Consider the following 20677-nt stretch of genomic DNA (forward strand, 5'->3'; position numbering starts at 1 on the left):
TTAATTTATTCCCATAACTATATTATCATCGATAATAACATTCATGTTACGGAGTTCCTCCATGAAAAAAATTGCAGTGGTTTTATCCGGAAGCGGCGTCTTTGATGGCGCTGAAATCCATGAGAGTGTGTTAACTTTGCTCGCTCTCGAACGACATCACTTTGATTACCAATGCTTTGCGCCTGACATCGAACAAATGCACGTCATAAACCACCTGACGGGAGAAGTTGCCGAAGGAGAAAATCGTAATGTCTTAGTCGAAGCGGCCCGGATAGCCCGCGGCGACATTAAAGATTTGGCCAAAGCCAACGCCGACGACTTTGACGGCGCGATCTTACCGGGTGGTTTTGGTGCCGCCAAAAATCTATCGGACTTTGCGGTAAAAGGCAACGACTGCTCGGTCAACCCGGATCTGGTGCGCTTTATTCGAGGCTTCGCCGAGTCGAAAAAGCCGGTGGGGTTTATCTGTATCGCTCCAGCGATGCTGCCCTTAATCTACGGCAGGGGCACCAAGCTCACTATTGGCACAGATCAGGATACGGCTGACGCTATCGAAGCAATGGGCGGTATCCATGTTGCATGTCCCGTCGAAGATATTGTGGTCGATGAAGACAAGAAACTGGTGACGACCCCGGCTTATATGCTGGCGTCCAGCGTTTCTGAAGCCGCCACCGGCATCAACAAGCTGGTGGATAAGATGGCCGATATGCTGGCTTAATCAGCTTTCATCGTTGACCAGATCTTTCAGTGATTCGAAGTCCGTTATCGGCGGGAAGCACTGATGTTCCCGGCAGCAATAAGCGGTTAGCTCCTGTGTTGCCGGGAACTTAACTTCGAGCGCCTTATCATTAGCCCCAGCCTCGATAGCAAACACCTGCCGCTGTGGGTTCAGTCCAGTCTGCAGGTACTGCTGCCATGGCAACATCTCCACCGTATCTCCACGCAGAACCCATAATTCCAGCCCTTGCTGCCACTGCTCAAGCAAACTGATCACCGATGGATATTGCAGTGGGGCTTCTTTTGCTTCACTTGCAGCTAGCTGTAAACTTTTCTCGACAAAAGTTATCCATTCCGTGCGGTTGGTCATCTCAGCGACCACCCATAACGCTTGCAACGCCTGACAGGCACTGCTTGGCATGGCATCATCACTCCAACTTTTATGCCGGGTAATAACCGCTTGGTGTTCTTTCGATGTGAAATAGAACCCGCCGTCGTTCTGATCGGCAAATTGTTGCCACAGAACCTCACAGACTTGCTTTAACCAGCTCCAGTCAGACTGTGAAAACTGCTCCGATAGCGACAAAAGCAAGGCCTTAGCCAGATAGCCATAATCGTCAAGGAATCCTTCCTGGTAATACTGACCGTCTTTATAACAGGCATATAACTGATTACCGTGCCAGACATTATCACGCAGATGCTGCTTTAACGGTTCTATCATCGCCTCGATGCCCGATTTGCTCCCTGCTTTCTTTGCCTGTAGCAGCCCCTGCAAAACCAAAGCATTCCAACTGGTCAAAAGCTTGTCGTCCCGAAACGGTAACGGTCGCTTATCACGTAACAGTTTCAGTTGTTGTCTGGCCGACTCCATCAATATTGGCGCCTGCTTATCATGAACACCTTTTTCTTGTGCTACCTGACGCCAGTGCTGCCGCGTGACCAGGTGCCATTGCCCTTCAAAATTGGCCGCTTCATCTAACCCATAATATGCTCGAGCGAAGTCCTGCTCTTCAGCTCCCAGCGGCTCAAGCTCCTGCTGCTGCCAGCAATAATATGCTCCTTCCCGACTTCGTCCCTCATCATCCTGACTATCAGCATCCAACGCCGAATAGAAACCGCCTTCAGGTGCCTGCATCTGTTCCAGCAACCAGGTCAGCGTCAGTTCGACACTTTGCATCAGGTCGCCATTAGCAAAATGATGCCCAGCCTGTGAGATCAAGCTCAGCAACTGACCATTGTCATACAGCATTTTTTCAAAGTGTGGTATCTCCCAGCGCTCATCTACGCAGTATCGGAAAAAGCCACCTCCGAGGTGATCGAATAAGCCGTAACGCGTTATCCCATCTAGAGTTCTCTGCAAAGCAGCTTCTGCCGCTTGCCTTTGCTCCGAGCCTAATGAGCGACTGGGCAGCAGTGTGAGCAGGCCCTCCCAAATTGCCACCTGAGGAAACTTTGGTGCGCCTTCCATACCTCCATAACGTTTATCCGCTCGTTGCATTATGCTCTCCAGCAACGCTGATGCTAACGACTCAACCGGCCCATCACTCTTACTTGAGCCTCCTGCAATGGTTTGCAGGGCCTGGGTCAGTCGCTCGTTCTGCTCTTCGATATCACCCCGTCGCTGTTCAAAGATTTCACTGATTTTCTGCAACAGCTCGGTAAAGGGCGGCAGGCCAAACTTAGCCTCTTTCGGGAAATAGGTACCGCTGAAAAAAGGTACCAGAGTTTGCGGATCCAGTACGGCGGTCAGGGGCCAACCTCCAGCCTGCCGGTTCAGAAGCTGGTGCGCCAGCTGGTAGGTTTTATCCAGATCCGGACGCTCCTCACGGTCCACCTTAATATTAATGAAGTGCTCGTTCATAACACTGGCCACGTCATTATCTTCAAACGATTCGTGCGCCATGACGTGACACCAGTGACATGACGAATATCCGACTGAGAGTAGTATCGGCTTGTCCTGCTCCTTCGCCAAAGCCAATACATTGTCGCTCCATTGCTGCCAATGGACCGGATTATCCTGGTGCTGTAATAAATAGGGACTACTGGCCTGACTCAGCTTGTTTTGCATACTTACCCTTATGAACTTGATAAATAAGATTCGCTTGTATTACAACCCAAAGCATGGCACTTTTAACCCAAGGAATGCAACCGCAAGGTTCGATAATATCGCTATGACACTGTCCTTCATGCCACTTCTCGACTGGATCGCTTTTATCTGGTTTCTTGCCAGCTGGATCGGTTATACCTATTTTGCTCGCTATAAACAAAAAAGTACCTCAACCATCGCCAATCAGCTCGAAGGCAATCGGGTGGAATGGCTCGAGCGTATGTTGAAACGTGAAATGCGTATGCCGGATATCAGCAGCATTGGGATCTTGCAGCGTAATGTCACTTTCTTCGCCTCGACCACGATCTTTATTATCGCCGGCCTGTTAACGGTTCTAGGCTCCACCGACAAGGCGATTCCACTGCTGGAGGCGCTGCCGTGGATTGAGATTGATTCCAGAGCAGCCTGGGAGCTGAAGATTCTGATTCTGGTAATAAGCTTTGCCTATGCATTCTTTAAATTTACCTGGTCCATGCGGCAATACAATTTTGCTATCGTGCTATTTGGCTCGGCCCCAGATCTGGACGACCCTCTAAAAGACCGGGAGAACTATATCAAACAAACCAACTGGCTATTAGGTCGCGCCTCCCATTCCTTTAACTATGGTCTAAGAGCCTATACCTTCGCTTTAGCAACCCTCGGCTGGTTCTTTAACCCCATCGTTTTTATTATCGCATCCACTATTGTCGTTGCCGTGCTTTACCGTCGCGAATTTCATTCGGCGACCTTGGCCGCCTTGTACAATGCCAGCCATCATTCCAATGAAAAGCAGCTAAGCGATAACGGGTAATGGGTTATAATGAACGTAGGTGATCGAGGACTTGACCAAACTTTTTGATAGTCATGGTATGACGTGCATCGGTGGCGTAGCGTCCTTTAACCACAACCGTCGGCGCATATTGAATACCGTAATGTTCGGCCAGGGCTTCTGCCTGCTCGATCCGCTCATATAATGCACTGTCTTCCAACAGCTCGCTGACCGCCTCTTTGTCGTAGCCCAGCTCAATAACGGCTTCAAACAGCGCCTGTTGATCCCGCGGATCCAAGGTTCCTGCATCCACCAGCTGCTTTAACTTCAGCTCGGCATTCGGCTCCCCCTCCAACATACGCATCACGTAAAATACTTTAGCCGCCGGACGCCAATCCTGTCTTGCAATTAAAGGAACAACTTCAAAGCCTTCCAACTGCTGTGATAGTTCTGCTTCTATTTGACGGCACGAATCACAGCCAAGCCAGGTAAAAAATAAATTCTCATCTTCAGCTATAGGGACACCTTCTACCTGCTTGATTTCCCAATAATCCTTACCCTGCTGATACTCGGCAGAGTGCACCATCGATACCCAAGTAAACATCAGAACCATTAATAACTTATACATTGACCTAATTCCTATAAAATCGAGCTGAACCTGCTAAAAGTGCCAACTACTGACACAAAAAAGGCGACCCTTAAGTCGCCTTTTTACCCTGAACCTTGCGTCAGTTGCAAGTCAATTAGTGTAAACCCAACACAAAGTGGGCTACTGCTTCGATTTGCTGATCCGACATACGGATAGCAATATCACGCATGATAGCGTTAGCGTCATTATTACGCTCACCGTGTGAGAAGGCTTTTAACTGTTTGATAGTATAGTCAGGATGCTGACCAGAGAGGCTAGGGTAGCCCGCCAAGTTCAACCCTTGACCAGTGGCACCGTGGCATGCACTACAAGCTGGAACCTTACGCTCGGCATCGCCCTGGAAATAAACTTTCTTACCCAACTCCAGGAACTCTTTATTGACTGCACCCAGTTGAGTTTCCTGTGAGGCAAAGTACGCCGACAGATCAGCAATGTCTTCATCACTCAAATTTTGAACCATAGGAGCCATTGAAGGATCGAAACGGCCCTGACTTTGATCTTTCGCACCCGCTCTAAAGTCGGAAATTTGTTTCTCAAGGTACTTTTCACTTTGTCCAGCCAGTTTCGGCCACATTGGATTACCACTGTTGCCGTCCTGACCATGACACGCTGCACAAGTTGATGCTAATTCAGCACCTTTAGCAGCATCACCTGCTACTCCAGGAGCACTCCACGCCATAAAAACAAAAGCAAAAATAGCTAACTTTCTCATTCGGTTACCTACTAAAATATAAAAAATATCTGCGACTCATCAGCCGCTGACAAAATAAATCGAAAAGCTCGGTGAATTATAGGGAACTAACCGTTAAAATGCCAATATCCAAAGGCAAAAAATCCATTTTTATGCATTATCAACAGGCTAAATATTTACTTGGGGCAGCAAAACTGGCTCAGTTACCCACAGACGAAGGCATCGAAGTTGCTTTCGCTGGTCGTTCCAACGCTGGTAAATCCAGCGCCCTTAATGCTCTGACCCAGCAAAAAAGCTTGGCCCGAACCAGTAAGACGCCAGGGAGAACACAGCTGATTAACGTTTTTACCCTGACCGATAGTGCGCGCCTGATCGATCTTCCTGGCTACGGCTACGCCAAAGTCTCAGAATCCACCAAGCAATTATGGCAGGAAGAACTGTCCCGTTACCTACAAGAGCGCCGGTGTTTGCAGGGCCTCATTTTACTGATGGATATTCGCCACTTTCTTAAAGAAACCGATCAGCAAATCCTCGCCTGGGCACATGAAGTCGGACTCCCCGTGCATTGTTTATTGAGTAAAGCGGATAAACTTAAACAGGGCGCCAAGTCCAAAGCTCTGATGCAGTGCAAAAAGCAGTTAGAGACCATTCACCCGGAAGCGACGGTTCAGGCCTTCTCAGCCACCAAAAAGCATGGCCTTGACCAACTTTTAGCCAAACTGGATGCGTGGTACGCTAGTGCTGAGCCAAGCATCGAGCAAGAGGACTGAACTCAATGATAAAACAATTTCTACAAACTGTACTGACAGTATTTGTGATCTTTTTTAGCGCAGCCTCTTATGCCGCTGAACAAGAGCAGCCAAAGCAACAAGAACCCGCTTTACAAAAAACCAGTAATTATCAACCGCTCATCGAGCGCTATATACTGGATGAGTTAAAGTCCGTGCGTCAGGATCAACAGGCTTTACGTGCCGATATTGAAGAAAAGGTCGCGCACGCCCGTCTCGATGCGACCGATCGCGCCGTTCGCTATACCGCCGATACACTGAACAATATGTTCATTATCATCACCACCGCTGCGTCTATTCTGGTGATTATGGGTTGGCGCTCCATGCGTGACGTCAAGAGCAAACTCAATGAAGTCGTGGAAACCAAAATCAATGAACTAACCAGCGAGTACGAAGACAGGTTGCTCGAGCTTGAAAATAAAGTGAAGCGTCGCTCGCAGGAAATTATCGATGCTCAGGAAGACATATCCAAAGCCAACGAAATCCACTCGATCTGGATGCGGGCGGGTCTCGAAACCAACATGCACCAGAAAATAAAACTATACGACGAAATTCTGGCCATCAACCCCGAAGATATTGAAGCGCTGATCTATAAAGCCGATGCCGCTTATGAACTGGGTGATTACGAATGGGCCTTCAGCCTTGCCAATCGTGCGATTGAACAGGATGAAGAGTATGGTTTGGCCTACTGGCAACGCGCCTGTGCCAATGCTGCCAACGGTGCTGTGCAGGAAGCGATCAGCGATATCAAAATTGCCATAGAAAAGGCGCCCAAACTAGCCGACGAATTAGAACGAGAGCCTGCTTTCGAAGACCTACATAAACTGGAAGAGTTCGAAGCACTCATGCCTCAGGTTTGATTCTAATATCTAATAAAAAAGCCAGCTAAATGCTGGCTTTTTTATTTTACAAATCGAGTTCCAAAGGGAATTCAGAGTACTTATTCCAGTACCTGGTTGATAACATCTCAAAACTCCATACCTCTTTGAGCTCCTCGCTAACTTCACCCTCAAATAATGGATGATAGTTAAATTTGTGATTATTTGTCACATAGACTCTATCTTCTTCAATTTTAAATAAGTCGATCTCTCTGCGATTTAGTAAGAAACAGTCAGGGTTTCCTGCATCCGGTAAACATCCGTTAAAGCTTAAGTCTGTGTATCGCTCAACAATTAGCAATCCATCCTCAAGATGCCATAAAAGCGGATCCTTCTTATACTCATCCGCTTCAGCAATCCCATTGCCGTTATTGTCGTGCCCTCTGATCCAGTCTCCTGCACCACCAGCTTTTAAATGCAAGACAAATGAAAGTTCATCTCTTGTTATCTCGTAAGGAAGATCATAGAATCCGATAACTTCTTCCTCGGTCCAAAGTGTAGATTGGTTTCTTTTACCTGTATACCCAGTTATGAAACCAAGAAAATCACCGCCTATAGCATTTATTGTTACACCGACAAAATCGTCACGGTACTTTTCAATAGTAATGACTGCATTTGCTAAATTCAGTACCAAATTAGAGTTATTATTAATTCCCCAGCTCCCACTACCTAACTCTGAATGAGTATCTGTAACCGTGCCATTCTCGTTCAGTGTAAAGCTACCAGCTTCCTTTGTAATATCATTATACAAGTCACCATAAGATGTATTGTAAGTAACTAACTCATGTAGCATTTCCGCATTAAGTGGAAGCATCATCGTGCCAGGCGTCTCACTCAACTCCGCAGGTTTCAATGTTTTTGCCATTAAAGCCAATCCTGAAGTATCAAATGGCTCATCTGGATAGTAATTTGGATACAATGAACTTTCGTAGTGGTAGTATCCGATCGTACGAACTATAACCAAGTCGAAAGTAGCAAAAGATTGGACCAGATCATACTCCTTGCTGCTATAGACTTTATGCTTTATAAACTGAGCATCAAAGCCACCGACATCTTTCATTACCGCTGATTCAGTAATGGTCTTTTCTTCAAGCTCGGCATTTATCTTCCCATCCACTATGGTTGCATAAGCTCCCTGAACAACAGTTTCATCCAGATATTGGTTATTATCAAAATCTATTTTTTGAGCAGCGTAGTTCAAAGCACCGGTCAAGGGTGCATAAAAAGATGGTTGCTCTGAGTAGGTGTTACGATTTCTTAACTGCTCAATAATTGTTGAACTCGCAGTGTTAAAGTCTGATCCATATGAGTCTTTTATCTCTGCTAAAAACTCTCTGGCCATAAACTCACTAGAAGCCAACTCCCATGTCGTAGCAGTGCCCGCTGGCAACTCAAACTCTGGGTTGGTATCTGACTGTTCAACAATCAACTTAATTCCTGCTGCTAAGCTTACAATGTCATAACCAGAATAATTTTTTAGGCTGGCTTGGTAAGTTGCTCTATCAGCTGGCAATTGATTACCGTTATTGATGGTCGCTAATGCAAGCATCGCTGTCGCTGTTTCCGAAATCTCAAGTGGCAGGTACTCATCACTGGTTACAACACTATCGCTACCAGCACTATCCACTAGAGCTGAAACACTACCAATTGCCGACTTGAGGCTAACAAAGCCCTGTGCTCCCACTCCTTTAGCAGAAAGAATAGCGAACTCATTATCTGTATCAGCATCTTCATCAAACTCAATAGTAAGTTCATACTGACCATCGGAGCCTGCGGTAGTTGAGAAGTCTTGGCCGAAAACTGTGATGCTAATTTCTGCATTTGCTATCGGTTCCTCCGTAGCAAATCCCCGCATGGTAAGCTTCTCTTCATTAACCGGTGATACAACAACTTGCACTGTATCTTTAGCCGTTGCACCTTCGTTATCTTCAACAATTAATTCGAATTCTAAGGTTAGTTCAGTCTTAGCCACAGGAGCAGTGAACGTTAAATTTGCAGTATCCGCTGCAGCAAGCTCTACAGCCTCACCAGAAGTCTGAGCCCAGCTGTAGCTTGAGACAGAACCATCGCTGTCTGAACCAGAGCCCTCTACTGTAACTTCTGTTTGTTCATCAACGGTCAGATCTTGACCAGCATCGGCTGTTGGTTTCTGGTTGGTCGGCTCAGAATCGTCAGAGCCCCCACCCGAGCAGGCTGCCACAGTTAGCGCTAAAAAAGATAATGATAGAAAACGCGAAATGCCTTTATTCATTATTTTGTCCTTTATGATTTGTCGTTAATATAATTTTTCGCGCGGTATATTAACCGAAATGAGAAATTATAACTAGTTCAAATTTTGAACGGACTAAATAAAAAACATACAGATATAAAAAAAGGGGTGGCCTGAGGGAACATAGGCACCACCCCAAATACGCAATCCAGCTTGGGGAGGCCGAATTGCAAAGTCCCGCTGAAAGGAGGGAGTCGCGGGGAGCACTTCATTGTGCTCAGTAACATAGACCCTCGTATAGATGGTTTGTTTCAAGAATTTTGTAAGGTTGTGTAAAGAAAATTTCAAAGTGTGAAACTAAGCGACGTTAGCACCAGAAAACGGCACTATGTCACACGTAAAGCGATAAATGGCGCAAGTTAGTGCGCCTCTTCCCAGTTATCGCCCACACCAACGTCAGCGATCAGAGGCACAGACAGTTCGGCCACATCAGCCATCAGCTGAGGAATCTTTTGCTGTGCTAAACTCAGGTACTGCTCCTCGACTTCAAACACCAGCTCATCGTGCACCTGCATGATCATTTTAATCCCCGGTTGGGACAGTAACCACTGATCCACTTCGATCATGGCTAACTTAATAATGTCTGCCGCACTACCCTGCATCGGTGCGTTGATCGCGGTGCGCTCGGCAGCTTTACGACGCATGCCATTTTTCGAATGTATTTCGGGCAGATACAGACGACGACCGTAAAGGGTTTCGACATAACCCTTATCCGCTGCTTTGGCGCGGGTATTATCCATGTAGGCCTCCACGCCCGGGTAACGAGCGAAGTAGGTATTGATATAATCCTGTGCCGTATTGCGATCGGTACCAATCTGCTTGGCCAAGCCAAAGGCCGACATACCATATATCAAGCCAAAATTAATCGCTTTGGCGTCCCGACGCTGGTTATCGGAAACCTCTTCTAACGGTACATCGAATACCTCCGATGCAGTGGCCGCATGCACATCCAGGCCATCCTCAAATGCTTTTAACAGTCCTTTGTCTTGCGACAGGTGAGCCATAATACGCAGTTCAATTTGAGAGTAATCCGCTGCCAGCACCTTACAGCCTTCTGGTGCAATAAATGCAGTACGGATACTACGTCCTTCCGGAGACTTTATCGGGATATTCTGCAGGTTCGGCTCCGTCGAAGACAAACGGCCCGTCGCAGCAATGGCCTGATGGTACGACGTATGAACGCGCTTGGTTTGTGGGTTGATCATTTGTGGCAGCTTGTCAGTATAGGTCGACTTCAGTTTACTCAAACCGCGGTGCTCAAGGATTCGTTTTGGCAGAGGGTAATCCAGCGCCAGCTCTTGCAACACTTCCTCTGCTGTCGAAGGTTGGCCTTTTGGCGTTTTCTTGATGATCGGCAGTTCCAGCTCTTCAAACAAAATCGCCTGTAACTGCTTAGGTGAGCCCAAATTAAACTCTTTGCCTGCGATATCAAAGGCTTCCGCTTCCAGCTCTTTCAACCGCTTTTCAAATTGTCGACTTTTCTCCAGCAACAACTTACCATCGACCAGAACACCGTTTCGCTCTACCTTTGAGAGAATGCTCAACAACGGTATTTCAATATGTTGGAACACTTGGGTCGGGCCTTCTTCCTTCTTTAACTCAGCCCATAACTTCTGATGCAACTTCATGGTAATGTCAGCATCTTCCGCGGCATAGGGTGAAGCTTTTTCCAGCTCGATCTGATCGAAGGTTAACTGGTTCTTGCCTTTACCAGCAATTTCCTCGAACTTAATATTGGCATGGTTTAAGTGCTTTAACGCCAACGAATCCATATCATGGCGGCTCGCTACCGAATTTAAGCAATAAGACTCGAGCATGGTATCAAATTCAATGCCCCTCAGCTTAATATCGTAGCGCGCCAACACACTCATATCGTATTTCAGGTTCTGCCCAACCTTTTTCACCTCTTCACTTTCCAACAGAGGCTTTATCGTCTTCAACACATCATCCCTGTCCAGCTGTTTTGGCGCGCCCATATAACTGTGAGCAAACGGCAAGTAGGCGGCTGCGCCATTATCTAAAGCGAACGACATGCCTACCAGTTCCGCTTCCATATAATTCAAGCTGGTGGTTTCAGTATCGAAGGCGAATAAATCCGCTTTCTTTAACTTTTCCAGCCACTTGTCGAAGTCTTTCTGCTCTAAAATTGTTTCATACTTACTGCGGTCGATGCCTGATTCTTCGGCTTCTTCTTCGGCTATTTCCTCACCACCTTCCTTCAACACTTCGGTTAACCAACGACGGAACTCCATTTTGCCGTACAACTCTTTTAATTCACCCAGGTCCGGCTTATTTAAGGTTAGCTCTTCAGGTTTGTAGTCCAGCTCACAGTCCAGCTTGATGGTCGCCAGTTCGTAAGACAGCGGCAACTGCGGTAAAGCTTCGCGCAGATTTTCGCCAATTTTGCCACCAATTTTATCGGCATTTTCCATGACGCCATCCAGTGAGCCGTACTCATTCAACCACTTAACCGCGGTTTTCGGCCCACATTTATTGACACCAGGAATATTATCAACCTTATCCCCGACCAGCGCTAAATAATCGATAATCTGCTCCGGCTTCACACCAAACTTCTCAATCACGCGCTCATAATCAGTGATCGGGTGATTCTTATCCATGGTGTTAATCAGGGTCACGTGCTGACTGACTAGTTGCGCCATATCCTTATCGCCTGTCGAGATCAGTGTTTCACGCCCCTCAGCGCACGCCTGCTTGGCCAGAGTGCCAATCACATCATCCGCTTCGACACCATCGATCACCAGCAACGGCAACCCCATGGCTTCAACGATCTGATGGATGGGCTCAATCTGCTGGCGCAGGTCTTCCGGCATTGGCGGACGGTTAGCCTTATATTCTGGGTACAGGTCGTTGCGGAAGGTTTTACCCTTTGCATCAAAGACCACCGCCATATGGCTAGGCTGGTATTCGTTAATTAAGCTTTTCAACATATTAATCACGCCAAACACGGCTCCGGTCATCATACCTTCCGAATTTGTCATACGCTGTAATTGCGGCACATGATAGGCACGGAATAAATAAGACGAACCATCGACGAGGATAAAAGGGGTTTGTTGTTTTGACATGATTAATTGCTGTTTTTCGGAATTCAATTAAGTTTAACGTAACTTAGTTAACAATCCTATATGCCCATAAAAATAAGCCCCGGCTGATCGAGTCTTCCGGTTATTTTTTGGTCATAACCCGCGGCTTGCCTCGCTGCGTAATCGTTAACTGAGTTTCTTCCGTATTGAACTCAATAACGATATCGGCCATATCAAACTTGAAGGTGGTCTGGTTCACCGCTGTCAGCGGAAATGCGGGTTGCCCCGTTGCCTGAGCATATAACTCCTCATCTTTAATCATCACCTGCAATTTAAGATGAAATGAATCTGATGCATAGGTACCTGTATATTGCTCTAACGTTTTCAACGGAACCTTTACGACGTCTTTGCTAGCATCCTCAGTAACTTTAGTAAAAATATCGGCCCGACCCGCCTGCTTAATCTCAAACTGCACACCATCCGCATCAAACTGTATTTCGATACCCGCTTTAGCATACTCAAAGCGCTCATTGTCAATTGCCGTTAACGGAAATCCTCCCTGTCCTGTAGCCTGACCGTACAACTTTCCATCAACCAAACGGATTGAGATATCTAGCGGATGAGTAGTACTCTGATAGTTACCGACAAACTGCCGCAACTGTTCGACCGACAAACTGAACTCTTGACTAAACGTCGGTACATCAACTGCCTTGCCAAAATAGGCATCCAGCATCACGTTATAAATCTGTCGTACATCGTGATTGAGGCCATTACTTAACACCACAGCGGTTATTTGGTGATCAGGATAATAGGAAACATGAGAAATAAAGGCTTCGATACCACCATTATGCCAATACCCTTGCAACTCTTTATTGTCCAGCTGATATTGAGTGCCAAAGATACCCTTCCCAAAGCCGTCATCCAAACGGATCATCTGCTGCAAACTGCTTTTTTTGATCAGTCTCCCCGAAAACAAAGCCTGCATAAAACGGTTTAAATCTGCCGGGGTCGACACCAGGGCCCCAGCCGAATAAGCTACCGACATATCCCACTCAGGCACTTTTACCCACTCTTTAAATAGCTGATAGGAATAAGCTTCGCCATTATCCGGATCAATTCTCCCACCCAGGAACGTATTCTCCAATGCTAATGTCTCAACGATCCTTTCATGCACTACTTCCGCGAAAGGTTTACTTTCTATGTCTTCGATAATAAAACCTAACAGTAAGTAATTACTGTTACTGTAAGCACCTTTCTCTCCAGGTTTAAAATCCGACTCGAAACTTTCGAGCTTGCTCAGAAGGAAAGTCTTGTCTTGAGGCTTCTGATGATAGGTTAAAAAGTCAGGATCAGCGGTATAGTTGTGTATTCCCGAATGATGGTTCAGTAATTGTTTAATAGTGATAGTTTCTGCATTGACCACTTCAGGATAAAACTCTGACAAGTTCGTATCCAGAGTAAGACGTTTTTCTTCGATCAACTGGAATACAATGGCAGCAGTAAAAGTTTTTGTAATGGAGCCAATCTTGTATTTATATTGCTTATGGGTTAACTCCGAAACCTTTCCACGAGGCTCAACCGTTGCTCGGTATAGCTCACGCCTCCCCTTATAAAGAGCAACGCTGCCAAGAAACCGATTATGGTTGGCTAATGCCTCAAAATAGGGATCCAACTGCTCTGTAACAGTGATCGGTTTCGTTTCTTTCGCGCTGATAGGTTCAGCTATACTAAGGTTTATACCACTAAGAATAGACAGCGCCGCTAGCGATACAGCTGCTGTTTTAATCATTTTTATCCACATAGAGAGACTCCTTGTTACTACTTCGTTAGACTAACCCATTTACCCGACTGAAAATAACCAATGGTTCTTTTATTTAACGCACAACTTTGAAAGTTATTCCTTCGCCATTTGTCTCTGCTAAATCTTAACCGCCAGATTGGATCTTTTCCATTAATTACAGTATCTTTGCTTTTCGGTATTTGTGGATTTTTTCCACAAGAGCACCTTTTCTGTGGATAACTTTGTGCAAAAGTTTCTGAAAACATGACAAATACTGTAATAACAAGACATTTTTAGCTATGGGGATCAAAAATCGTCTTGCAAAACTAAATATATCAACAGGTTAAGAAGCCAAATAAAAGCGCCACTTTAATTAATAGCTATTTGGCACTATAACTAGCCTGTGGATAACTTGCGGAATAACCGCTCACTAAGCACGAAATAAGAGTAATAAATGCTTAAAACTGCGACCCTTAAAACGCTATCATTTTTAGATAATATCACCGAGTGGACAGGGCGACTGATTTCCTGGCTCACGCTGTTCATGGCACTGACCGTGATTCTCGTTCTAATCCTTCGTAACTGGTTTGACTTAAGCGCAATCGCGCTTCAGGAATCGGTGACCTATATGCACGCAGCAGTCTTTATGTTGGGAGCGGCTTTTGCGCTCAAGCACAATGATCACGTCAGGGTCGATGTCTTCTATCAGAGTTTTTCACCGCGCAAGAAAGCGCTCGTTAATATGTCAGGTTTTGTATTACTACTACTGCCCGTTTGTCTATTCATTTTTATCTACTGTAAAGATTATGTGCTGTTCAGCTGGGCGTTACGGGAAGATTCCAATCAACCTGGCGGTATTCCATTCATGTATTTGTTGAAAAGTCTCTTACTGGCAATGCCAGTGGCGCTGATTCTTCAGGGATTTGCCGACTTCTTAAAATGCCTGGCCTACCTGTGTGGCTGGATAGAAGTACCTCAATTGCTGGAAAGCTCACACGACAAGGAGGCCACTCATGCTTGAGTTAATGCCTCTTTTATTATTTCTGGCCGTCTGTGCCGTATTACTATGGGGCTATCCGGTAGCCTTTTCTCTGGCCGGCACCTCGCTGGCCTTCGCCGCCATTGGCGCCATAACGGGTATGATTGAGCCGATTCAGCTCAACTTTATGGCCGGTCGCTTATTTAAAATTATGGATCGAAGCACACTCATCGCAGTGCCTTTGTTTATCTTTATGGGATTAATGCTGGAGCGAACCAAAATAGCCGAAGACCTACTCGAATCCATGGCCACACTCTTCGTAAAATTGCGCGGTGGTATGGGGTTCGCCGTCACCATTGTCGGCATGTTGCTCGCCGCCAGTACCGGCATTGTTGGCGCGACAGTCGTCACCATGGGATTATTGTCGCTTCCTGCCATGCTTAAGCGCGGGTACAAACCCGAGTTAGCCACGGGTGTGATCTGCGCCTCAGGAACCTTAGGGCAAATTATCCCCCCTTCCATTGTGCTGGTCTTACTCGGCGATGTACTGGCCAACGCCATGACCGAAGCCAAAAGCCAGGGGCTTGAAACGGAGCAAGTGGCATCGATTGGTGATCTGTTTATGGGCGCCGTGATCCCGGGCATGTTATTGGTAGTTGGTTACATGCTGTATATCGCCTTTGTCGCCTGGCGCAAACCGCAAGCAGCGCCGGCGATGGAGATTGAGCAGTCGGAATTGCGCCATGCCATGTGGCGTGCACTGAAAAGTTTATCGTTACCTCTTATCTTAATTGTCGCCGTACTCGGTTCAATCCTCTACGGCATCGCCACGCCGACCGAAGCTGCGGCTATCGGTGCTTTTGGCGCGATACTTTTGGCGACCATGCGAAAACAACTCACGCTGTCACGATTGAAAGACGTCATGCAGTCCACCGTTAAAACCACCAGCATGGTGTTTCTGATTCTGATCGGTGCATCCATCTTCTCTCTGGTGTTCCGCATGTACGGCGGCGATGAAATGATCCGAGCATTCTTTACCGATCTCCCGGGCGGTCTCTTTACCGCACTGTTGATCATCATGATCGTGATGTTCCTGCTGGGCTTTATCCTCGACTTTATCGAAATCACTTTTGTTGTGGTGCCAATCGTTGGCCCGGTATTACTGATGATGGGGGCCGATCCAGTTTGGTTAGGTATACTGATTGCGATTAATTTGCAGACCTCATTCCTGACACCGCCCTTCGGTTTCGCTCTGTTTTATCTACGCGGGGTTGCACCGAAACAAATTCGCACAGCGCAAATTTACCGTGGCGTGATTCCCTTTATTGGCATACAGGCAGCGGTACTGGCGATGATTGCATTCTGGCCAGAGCTTTCTACCTGGCTTCCATCGGCACTTGGTTAGGACAATAACACTCAATGAACAACAACCCTATCGGTATTTTTGACTCAGGTGTCGGCGGCTTATCGGTTTATCAGGCCGTGCGTAAACATTTACCTAAGGAAAGCTGTGTTTACTTTGCAGACTCGGCTTACGCTCCATACGGCAAATTGCCACGAGAAGAACTGCATAAACGATGTCAACACATTGCAGACTACTTTATCGAGCGTAATGTTAAAGCCATGGTGATTGCCTGCAATACCGCAACGGCGTTAATGGCTGACTGGTTAAGAGCCGAATACGACTTACCTATCATCGCCTTAGAGCCGGCCATTAAGCCAGCAGCGTCGCTAACCCGAAGTGGGCATATTGGCGTCTTTGCAACAGAAAACACGCTACACAGCGAACGCTATCAGCGACTCGTTGCGCAATATGCTCGAGATACATCCATTCACCAAGTAGCTTGCCACGGCTTTGTCGAACAGGTTGAAAAAGGTGAACTGGATAGCCCCAAAACCCTCGCGCTTATAAAGCAGTATTTGCAGCCATTATTGGAGTATAAAGTCGACACTCTGGTACTAGGTTGTACTCACTATCCTTTCCTTGCTTCGAGCATCAAAAAAGTTGCAGGTGCGGCATCACTCAAATTGCTCGATACTGCCGAACCCGTATCGCTACAATTAACCCGGGTTTTAGCCAAGCATGACTTATTTAATGAGATCGCTTTACAAAACGATCAGTTTGTTACCAGTGCTTCACCAAGTGAAGCGCAAACTATCTTTACCAAACTGCTCAATCGTCCAGTCAAAGTTCAACAGGGCTAATACACTGGCTACCACATAAAAGCAGCTACGCCATTCAGCGCTTTTACTTAAGTATTTATCCAGATCAAAACTTTAGACAGAAAAATCCATTTATATTGATCAAGCATTTTAGTCCCTCAAACTGTGTGTTAGTAGGGATTAAAAATAGGCTAGATTAAGACCCCACTCTTATTGCTTATAGCACCATAAAGCTTCTCCTTAGCTTCGAGATACGGCATAAATTCTTTATCTTTGCCGAGTATGTTAAACACCATGTCGGGGGTGATGGCGTTTTGGGTGGCTTTTTCTTGTTCGGGGAGAAGCATTTTCGGTTTGCCCCAGTTCATCATCCAGTGCCAGCAGCCGTCGGCTAAGACGTTGGGGATATAAAACGCGAGTCGCACAGGCACGAGGATAGTTTTAATGACTTGTAGCGTCATTGGTTCGTTCTGGCGATACGGTGGAAACGGCCAGTGGTAACTAACGGCTTCGCGGAAGCTGATAGAGGTTCGAGTAGTTTTACTGGATAGTGGGTAATAGAGTCGCTTTGGAACGTCCAAACCTTCAGGGCCATTTTCCATAAACTCACACAGATATTCCCAAACTTTTTCACAACCATCATAGGTTGTATCAGAGAGTAAGCCTTCCATCATGGCTTTGCCTTTCAATTTTTTTTGTTGAGAGGTTAAAGGTTTGCCGTTGAGGTTACGCACGGGCTTTAGGTCTAATTCAATAATCGCATCGTTCATCACCACAGCGCCTGATAGCGTTGTCATATTCTTAATGCGTCCTTTGATGTTATTCCATGGCGACTCAAACACCAAGCCCGAAACCACTTTACGAACCACTTGATTTTTTCTATCAAAAATTATTGGAGATTCGCGTTTCAACATCCAAGCGTTCCAGTAGGAAAAACCAGGCCCCATTGCAATTCCAAACACAATAATAGCGGACATCAAAAGTAATCCAAACCTTATATGCTCAGTGATACCAGTTCCTTTACCGAAACTTTCTAAGGTTTCCTTTGATAGATCTATTAATATATATATATCTAAAGGCAAGAAGATAAGTAAGAAGCCGAACCATCCTGCAAACCCATAAATCGCATGAGCGTCACCAGCAAAGCTCCTAACTTGTAGATAGTTATCATTGATGGTTTGCAGTTTATGTTCGATCCGCTTTGGTTGATCAAATCGTGTGTTTCGACTGAGTTTTGTTTGCATAAATCGAGTGAAACGTCCTTGTCCTTTGTACTATGGAAACAATCTTGCCTTGGCTTCGAGGTAGGGCATAAATTCTTTATCTTTGCCGAGTATATTAAACACCATGTCGGGGGTGATGGCTTGTTGCGCGGCTTTTTTTTGTTCGGGAAGTAGCATTTTCGGTTTACCCCAGTTCATCATCCAGTGCCAGCAGCCGTCGGCTAAGACATTGGGAATATAAAAAGCGAGTCGCACAGGCACGAGGATAGTTTTAATGACTTGTAGTGTCATTGGCTCGTTCTGGCGATAAGGTGGAAACGGCCAGTGGTAGCTCACGGCTTCGCGGAAGCTGATAGAAGTACGCGTGGTTTTACTCGATAAAGGGTAATAGAGTCGTTTCGGTACGTCCAAACCCTCGGGACCGTTCTCCATAAACTCACACAGATATTCCCAAACTTTTTCACAACCATCATAGGTTGTATCAGAGAGTAAGCCTTCCATCATGGCTTTGCCTTTCAATTTTTTTTGTTGAGAGGTTAAAGGTTTGCCGTTGAGGTTACGCACGGGCTTTAGGTCTAATTCAATAATCGCATCGTTCATCACCACAGCGCCTGATAGCGTTGTCATATTCTTAATGCGTCCTTTGATGTTATTCCAAGATGACTCAAACACCAAGCCTGAAACCACTTTACGAACTACTTGGTTTTTCCTGTCAAAAATTATCGGAGATTCGCGCTTTAGCATCCAAGAGTTCCAATAAGAGAAACCAGGACCCATTAGTGTAAAAAATAGTATTGTGAATATAAATATGGTTACCATATCGCTATCAATGCCTGTATCGGTGAATACAAATGTATTTGCAATAGCTATAAAAAAAGGGGTTCCTAAGGTTAAGTAGAACCACCATCCTGCAAATCCATAAGTCGCATGAGCATCGCCAGCAAAGCTCCTAACTTGTAGGTAACTATCATTGATGGTTTGCAGTTTGTGTTCGATCCGCTTTGGTTGATCAAATCGTGTGTTTCGACTGAGTTTCGTGGTTATCATATACTTTTGAATATCTCTTTCTTTGTGTTTTAGCCGTCTAAAAATAGGTTGCTAGTCACTTTTGTGTTTAGCGTGGTTTTATTCGGCCAGTAATCAACCTGTAGGCGTACTGAGTCAGCAGCGGATTGCTTGAGTGGCTTGTCAATATAGAGCACTAGCCCTGACTCGTGGTAAGCATGACTCAGCACCGTAACGCCTGTATCCGTATTGAGAACAGTCGCTTGGTTGTAATCCTCTTCATCCACCGACCATTCATCATAAGCATACAGATTGACTTCTGCTGTGCTGTTATTCATGTCATAGCCTGGTAAAAATACAAGGAAATACACTCTGTCTTCCCAGCCGTAGTTTTCGTGCCAATCTGTTTCTGCGTACTTGCTTACTCCTTTACCCTGCATACTCTCTGGGAGTTCATCCAGTTTACGCGCCGAGTAGCAAACCGCAGCGTAACCTTGAGCTTCTTGGTCGACTGATGAGTAAGGAGATCCTACTTTAGTTTCGTTAACCCCAAGGCAGCTACGATTAAGCCAAATCTGAAATGGGGTATTGGTGGTGTCTTCTTTTTCAAACAAACAGAATATTCCAACACCGATTAGCAAAGCACCTGCTAATACCCAGCCTAGTCCTGGCAAGCTCCCTGCAATTATACCAGCGGTCATCATAATGCCACCAGCACCTAGAGTTGCTCCAGCGGCAAAAGACCATTTTGCAGCGTCTTTGTCGCCTTTTGAGTTTAATTGAAATCCGTTCCATACATGAGTACCAGCTTCAATCAAGGCTCCTCCAAACCCCGTAAATCGTATAAAGGCTTTGCTGGCAAGGACTTTGAAGATAGTGTTTTGAGCCGCACGAGCAACAATTTGATTGGTTGGAATGGTTTTGTTGGCAATACCACGTAAACCAAGAGCCGTTTCGCCAAAAGCACCCGCAAACCCCATTAATGCGGAAAGCATATTAGCAGCGTTAAGGCCGCTTTTGTTTTCGCTGAAGCTGCTGATGGCACTGGAAAGATTGATGTAATGAAAATACGACACGATAGCGCCGAGCGGTAACTTACCGATTTCCCGCAGCAGGTTTGCGGACATTTTGGGTGCTACTTTGGTGGCGGTGGAGGTTTCCGTTAACGTTAGAGTGCCGTTATTGTTAACCAGTCTGGTTTTTATATTCGAGCTGGACGTTGGTGCTCGGCGTTTAGCTTGATTGATCCATTTGCTGGTTTTGGTCGTTATTGAGTGGTTCTGTACGCTCGCTTTACTGAGGTTATAGCGTGCGCCGAGCATTTGCATGGCAACTTGCGTTTTGTTCGACGACAGTTGCTTACCCAGCGTGTCAAAAAAATTCTCGCTCCACTTGACCGACGTATCGAGTTTTCTCATGCCGTAAGAGACGACGGCTTTGGTGGTTATTTCGGTGGCTTTGGTATAAGGAAACATCTTGTGTAAATTTTCAAGCCCTGTCGTAGCGCCACCGAGAATATCGCCTGCGCTATCGAGCTTGTCTTTAAACACCGAGAACTCTTCTTTAAAAGGATCAAAAGGTGCGATGGACTGATAGATTAAGCTGTTGGGGTCGTCCATCCAGCCGTCGAGGAGCTTGT

General features: G+C 46.1%; 16 protein-coding genes. 7 read left to right on the forward strand and 9 right to left on the reverse strand.

Annotated features, from left to right (window positions below; all coding sequences use genetic code 11):
- The first annotated feature begins 61 nt into the window (after positions 1–61).
- Positions 62–718: an isoprenoid biosynthesis glyoxalase ElbB gene (elbB, locus tag H7708_RS12735; RefSeq protein WP_223671244.1), complete on the forward strand. Its 657-nt coding sequence runs from the start codon at positions 62–64 to the stop codon at positions 716–718.
- On the opposite strand, the gene H7708_RS12740 is transcribed toward elbB, so the two are convergent.
- Entirely contained in the window at positions 719–2785 is a 2067-nt protein-coding gene (locus tag H7708_RS12740) for a thioredoxin domain-containing protein (RefSeq protein ID WP_223671245.1), read from the reverse strand.
- Positions 2786–2795: 10 nt separating this feature from the next.
- Between H7708_RS12740 and H7708_RS12745 the strand changes: the two genes are divergently transcribed.
- The gene (locus tag H7708_RS12745) at positions 2796–3614 is read left to right on the forward strand and encodes a DUF599 domain-containing protein (protein ID WP_223671246.1); all 819 of its coding nucleotides are present in this window, start codon (positions 2796–2798) and stop codon (positions 3612–3614) included.
- A 4-nt stretch (positions 3615–3618) separates the two neighbouring features.
- Here H7708_RS12745 and H7708_RS12750 read toward each other — a convergent pair whose 3' ends face one another.
- Together H7708_RS12750 and H7708_RS12755 are read right to left on the reverse strand one after the other, a co-directional pair.
- Complete coding sequence (locus tag H7708_RS12750) at positions 3619–4200, reverse strand: DsbA family protein (RefSeq protein WP_223671247.1); 582 nt, start codon at positions 4198–4200, stop codon at positions 3619–3621.
- Positions 4201–4315: 115 nt separating this feature from the next.
- The gene (locus H7708_RS12755; protein WP_223671248.1) at positions 4316–4933 is read right to left on the reverse strand and encodes a c-type cytochrome; all 618 of its coding nucleotides are present in this window, start codon (positions 4931–4933) and stop codon (positions 4316–4318) included.
- A gap of 98 nt (positions 4934–5031) precedes the next feature.
- Here H7708_RS12755 and yihA point away from each other — a divergent pair, with 98 nt between their 5' ends.
- Positions 5032–5682 (forward strand): ribosome biogenesis GTP-binding protein YihA/YsxC, encoded by a 651-nt coding sequence (gene yihA, locus H7708_RS12760; protein ID WP_407929746.1) that lies wholly within the window; start codon positions 5032–5034, stop codon positions 5680–5682.
- Between the two features lie 5 nt (positions 5683–5687).
- Complete coding sequence (locus H7708_RS12765) at positions 5688–6560, forward strand: tetratricopeptide repeat protein (protein WP_223671249.1); 873 nt, start codon at positions 5688–5690, stop codon at positions 6558–6560.
- A gap of 46 nt (positions 6561–6606) precedes the next feature.
- Here the strand turns inward: H7708_RS12765 and H7708_RS12770 are convergent, their stop codons facing one another.
- The 3 genes from H7708_RS12770 to H7708_RS12780 form a co-directional block, all read right to left on the reverse strand.
- Positions 6607–8829, reverse strand: coding sequence for a PKD domain-containing protein (locus H7708_RS12770; RefSeq protein WP_223671250.1), 2223 nt, complete (start codon positions 8827–8829; stop codon positions 6607–6609).
- Positions 8830–9206: 377 nt separating this feature from the next.
- Positions 9207–11930 carry a DNA polymerase I gene (gene polA, locus H7708_RS12775; RefSeq protein ID WP_223671251.1) on the reverse strand — a complete coding sequence of 908 codons (2724 nt, stop codon included), beginning with the start codon at positions 11928–11930 and terminating at the stop codon, positions 9207–9209.
- A gap of 100 nt (positions 11931–12030) precedes the next feature.
- Positions 12031–13689 (reverse strand): serine hydrolase domain-containing protein, encoded by a 1659-nt coding sequence (locus H7708_RS12780; RefSeq protein WP_223671252.1) that lies wholly within the window; start codon positions 13687–13689, stop codon positions 12031–12033.
- Between the two features lie 433 nt (positions 13690–14122).
- Between H7708_RS12780 and H7708_RS12785 the strand changes: the two genes are divergently transcribed.
- The 3 genes from H7708_RS12785 to murI are packed head-to-tail and all read left to right on the forward strand — an operon-like array spanning position 14123 to position 16852.
- Positions 14123–14689, forward strand: coding sequence for a TRAP transporter small permease subunit (locus H7708_RS12785; protein WP_223671253.1), 567 nt, complete (start codon positions 14123–14125; stop codon positions 14687–14689).
- The gene (locus H7708_RS12790) at positions 14682–16052 is read left to right on the forward strand and encodes a TRAP transporter large permease (protein ID WP_223671254.1); all 1371 of its coding nucleotides are present in this window, start codon (positions 14682–14684) and stop codon (positions 16050–16052) included. Before H7708_RS12785 ends, H7708_RS12790 begins: the two co-directional genes overlap by 8 nt.
- A 14-nt stretch (positions 16053–16066) precedes the next feature.
- Positions 16067–16852, forward strand: a complete 786-nt coding sequence (gene murI / locus H7708_RS12795) for a glutamate racemase (protein ID WP_223671255.1) — start codon at positions 16067–16069, stop codon at positions 16850–16852.
- A 149-nt stretch (positions 16853–17001) separates the two neighbouring features.
- Here murI and H7708_RS12800 read toward each other — a convergent pair whose 3' ends face one another.
- The 3 genes from H7708_RS12800 to H7708_RS12810 form a co-directional block, all read right to left on the reverse strand.
- Positions 17002–18054 carry a hypothetical protein gene (locus H7708_RS12800; RefSeq protein ID WP_223671256.1) on the reverse strand — a complete coding sequence of 351 codons (1053 nt, stop codon included), beginning with the start codon at positions 18052–18054 and terminating at the stop codon, positions 17002–17004.
- A 30-nt stretch (positions 18055–18084) separates the two neighbouring features.
- Complete coding sequence (locus H7708_RS12805) at positions 18085–19080, reverse strand: hypothetical protein (RefSeq protein WP_223671257.1); 996 nt, start codon at positions 19078–19080, stop codon at positions 18085–18087.
- A 29-nt stretch (positions 19081–19109) separates the two neighbouring features.
- A partial coding sequence (locus H7708_RS12810) for a hypothetical protein (RefSeq protein WP_223671258.1) occupies positions 19110–20677 on the reverse strand: 1568 nt, incomplete at its 5' end.

Origin of the sequence: Kangiella shandongensis (assembly GCF_020005365.1) — a bacterium.
In the GTDB taxonomy this organism is placed as follows: Bacteria; Pseudomonadota; Gammaproteobacteria; order Enterobacterales; family Kangiellaceae; genus Kangiella; species Kangiella shandongensis.

Coding starts and splice junctions, on each gene's coding strand:
- polA (WP_223671251.1), bottom strand. CDS start 11,930: ATGTCAAAACAACAAACCCCTTTTATCCTCGTCGATGGTTCGTCTTAT.
- yihA (WP_407929746.1), top strand. CDS start 5,032: ATGCCAATATCCAAAGGCAAAAAATCCATTTTTATGCATTATCAACAG.
- murI (WP_223671255.1), top strand. CDS start 16,067: ATGAACAACAACCCTATCGGTATTTTTGACTCAGGTGTCGGCGGCTTA.
- H7708_RS12745 (WP_223671246.1), top strand. CDS start 2,796: ATGAACTTGATAAATAAGATTCGCTTGTATTACAACCCAAAGCATGGC.
- elbB (WP_223671244.1), top strand. CDS start 62: ATGAAAAAAATTGCAGTGGTTTTATCCGGAAGCGGCGTCTTTGATGGC.
- H7708_RS12755 (WP_223671248.1), bottom strand. CDS start 4,933: ATGAGAAAGTTAGCTATTTTTGCTTTTGTTTTTATGGCGTGGAGTGCT.
- H7708_RS12790 (WP_223671254.1), top strand. CDS start 14,682: ATGCTTGAGTTAATGCCTCTTTTATTATTTCTGGCCGTCTGTGCCGTA.
- H7708_RS12765 (WP_223671249.1), top strand. CDS start 5,688: ATGATAAAACAATTTCTACAAACTGTACTGACAGTATTTGTGATCTTT.
- H7708_RS12750 (WP_223671247.1), bottom strand. CDS start 4,200: ATGTATAAGTTATTAATGGTTCTGATGTTTACTTGGGTATCGATGGTG.
- H7708_RS12805 (WP_223671257.1), bottom strand. CDS start 19,080: ATGATAACCACGAAACTCAGTCGAAACACACGATTTGATCAACCAAAG.
- H7708_RS12800 (WP_223671256.1), bottom strand. CDS start 18,054: ATGCAAACAAAACTCAGTCGAAACACACGATTTGATCAACCAAAGCGG.
- H7708_RS12785 (WP_223671253.1), top strand. CDS start 14,123: ATGCTTAAAACTGCGACCCTTAAAACGCTATCATTTTTAGATAATATC.
- H7708_RS12780 (WP_223671252.1), bottom strand. CDS start 13,689: ATGTGGATAAAAATGATTAAAACAGCAGCTGTATCGCTAGCGGCGCTG.
- H7708_RS12770 (WP_223671250.1), bottom strand. CDS start 8,829: ATGAATAAAGGCATTTCGCGTTTTCTATCATTATCTTTTTTAGCGCTA.
- H7708_RS12740 (WP_223671245.1), bottom strand. CDS start 2,785: ATGCAAAACAAGCTGAGTCAGGCCAGTAGTCCCTATTTATTACAGCAC.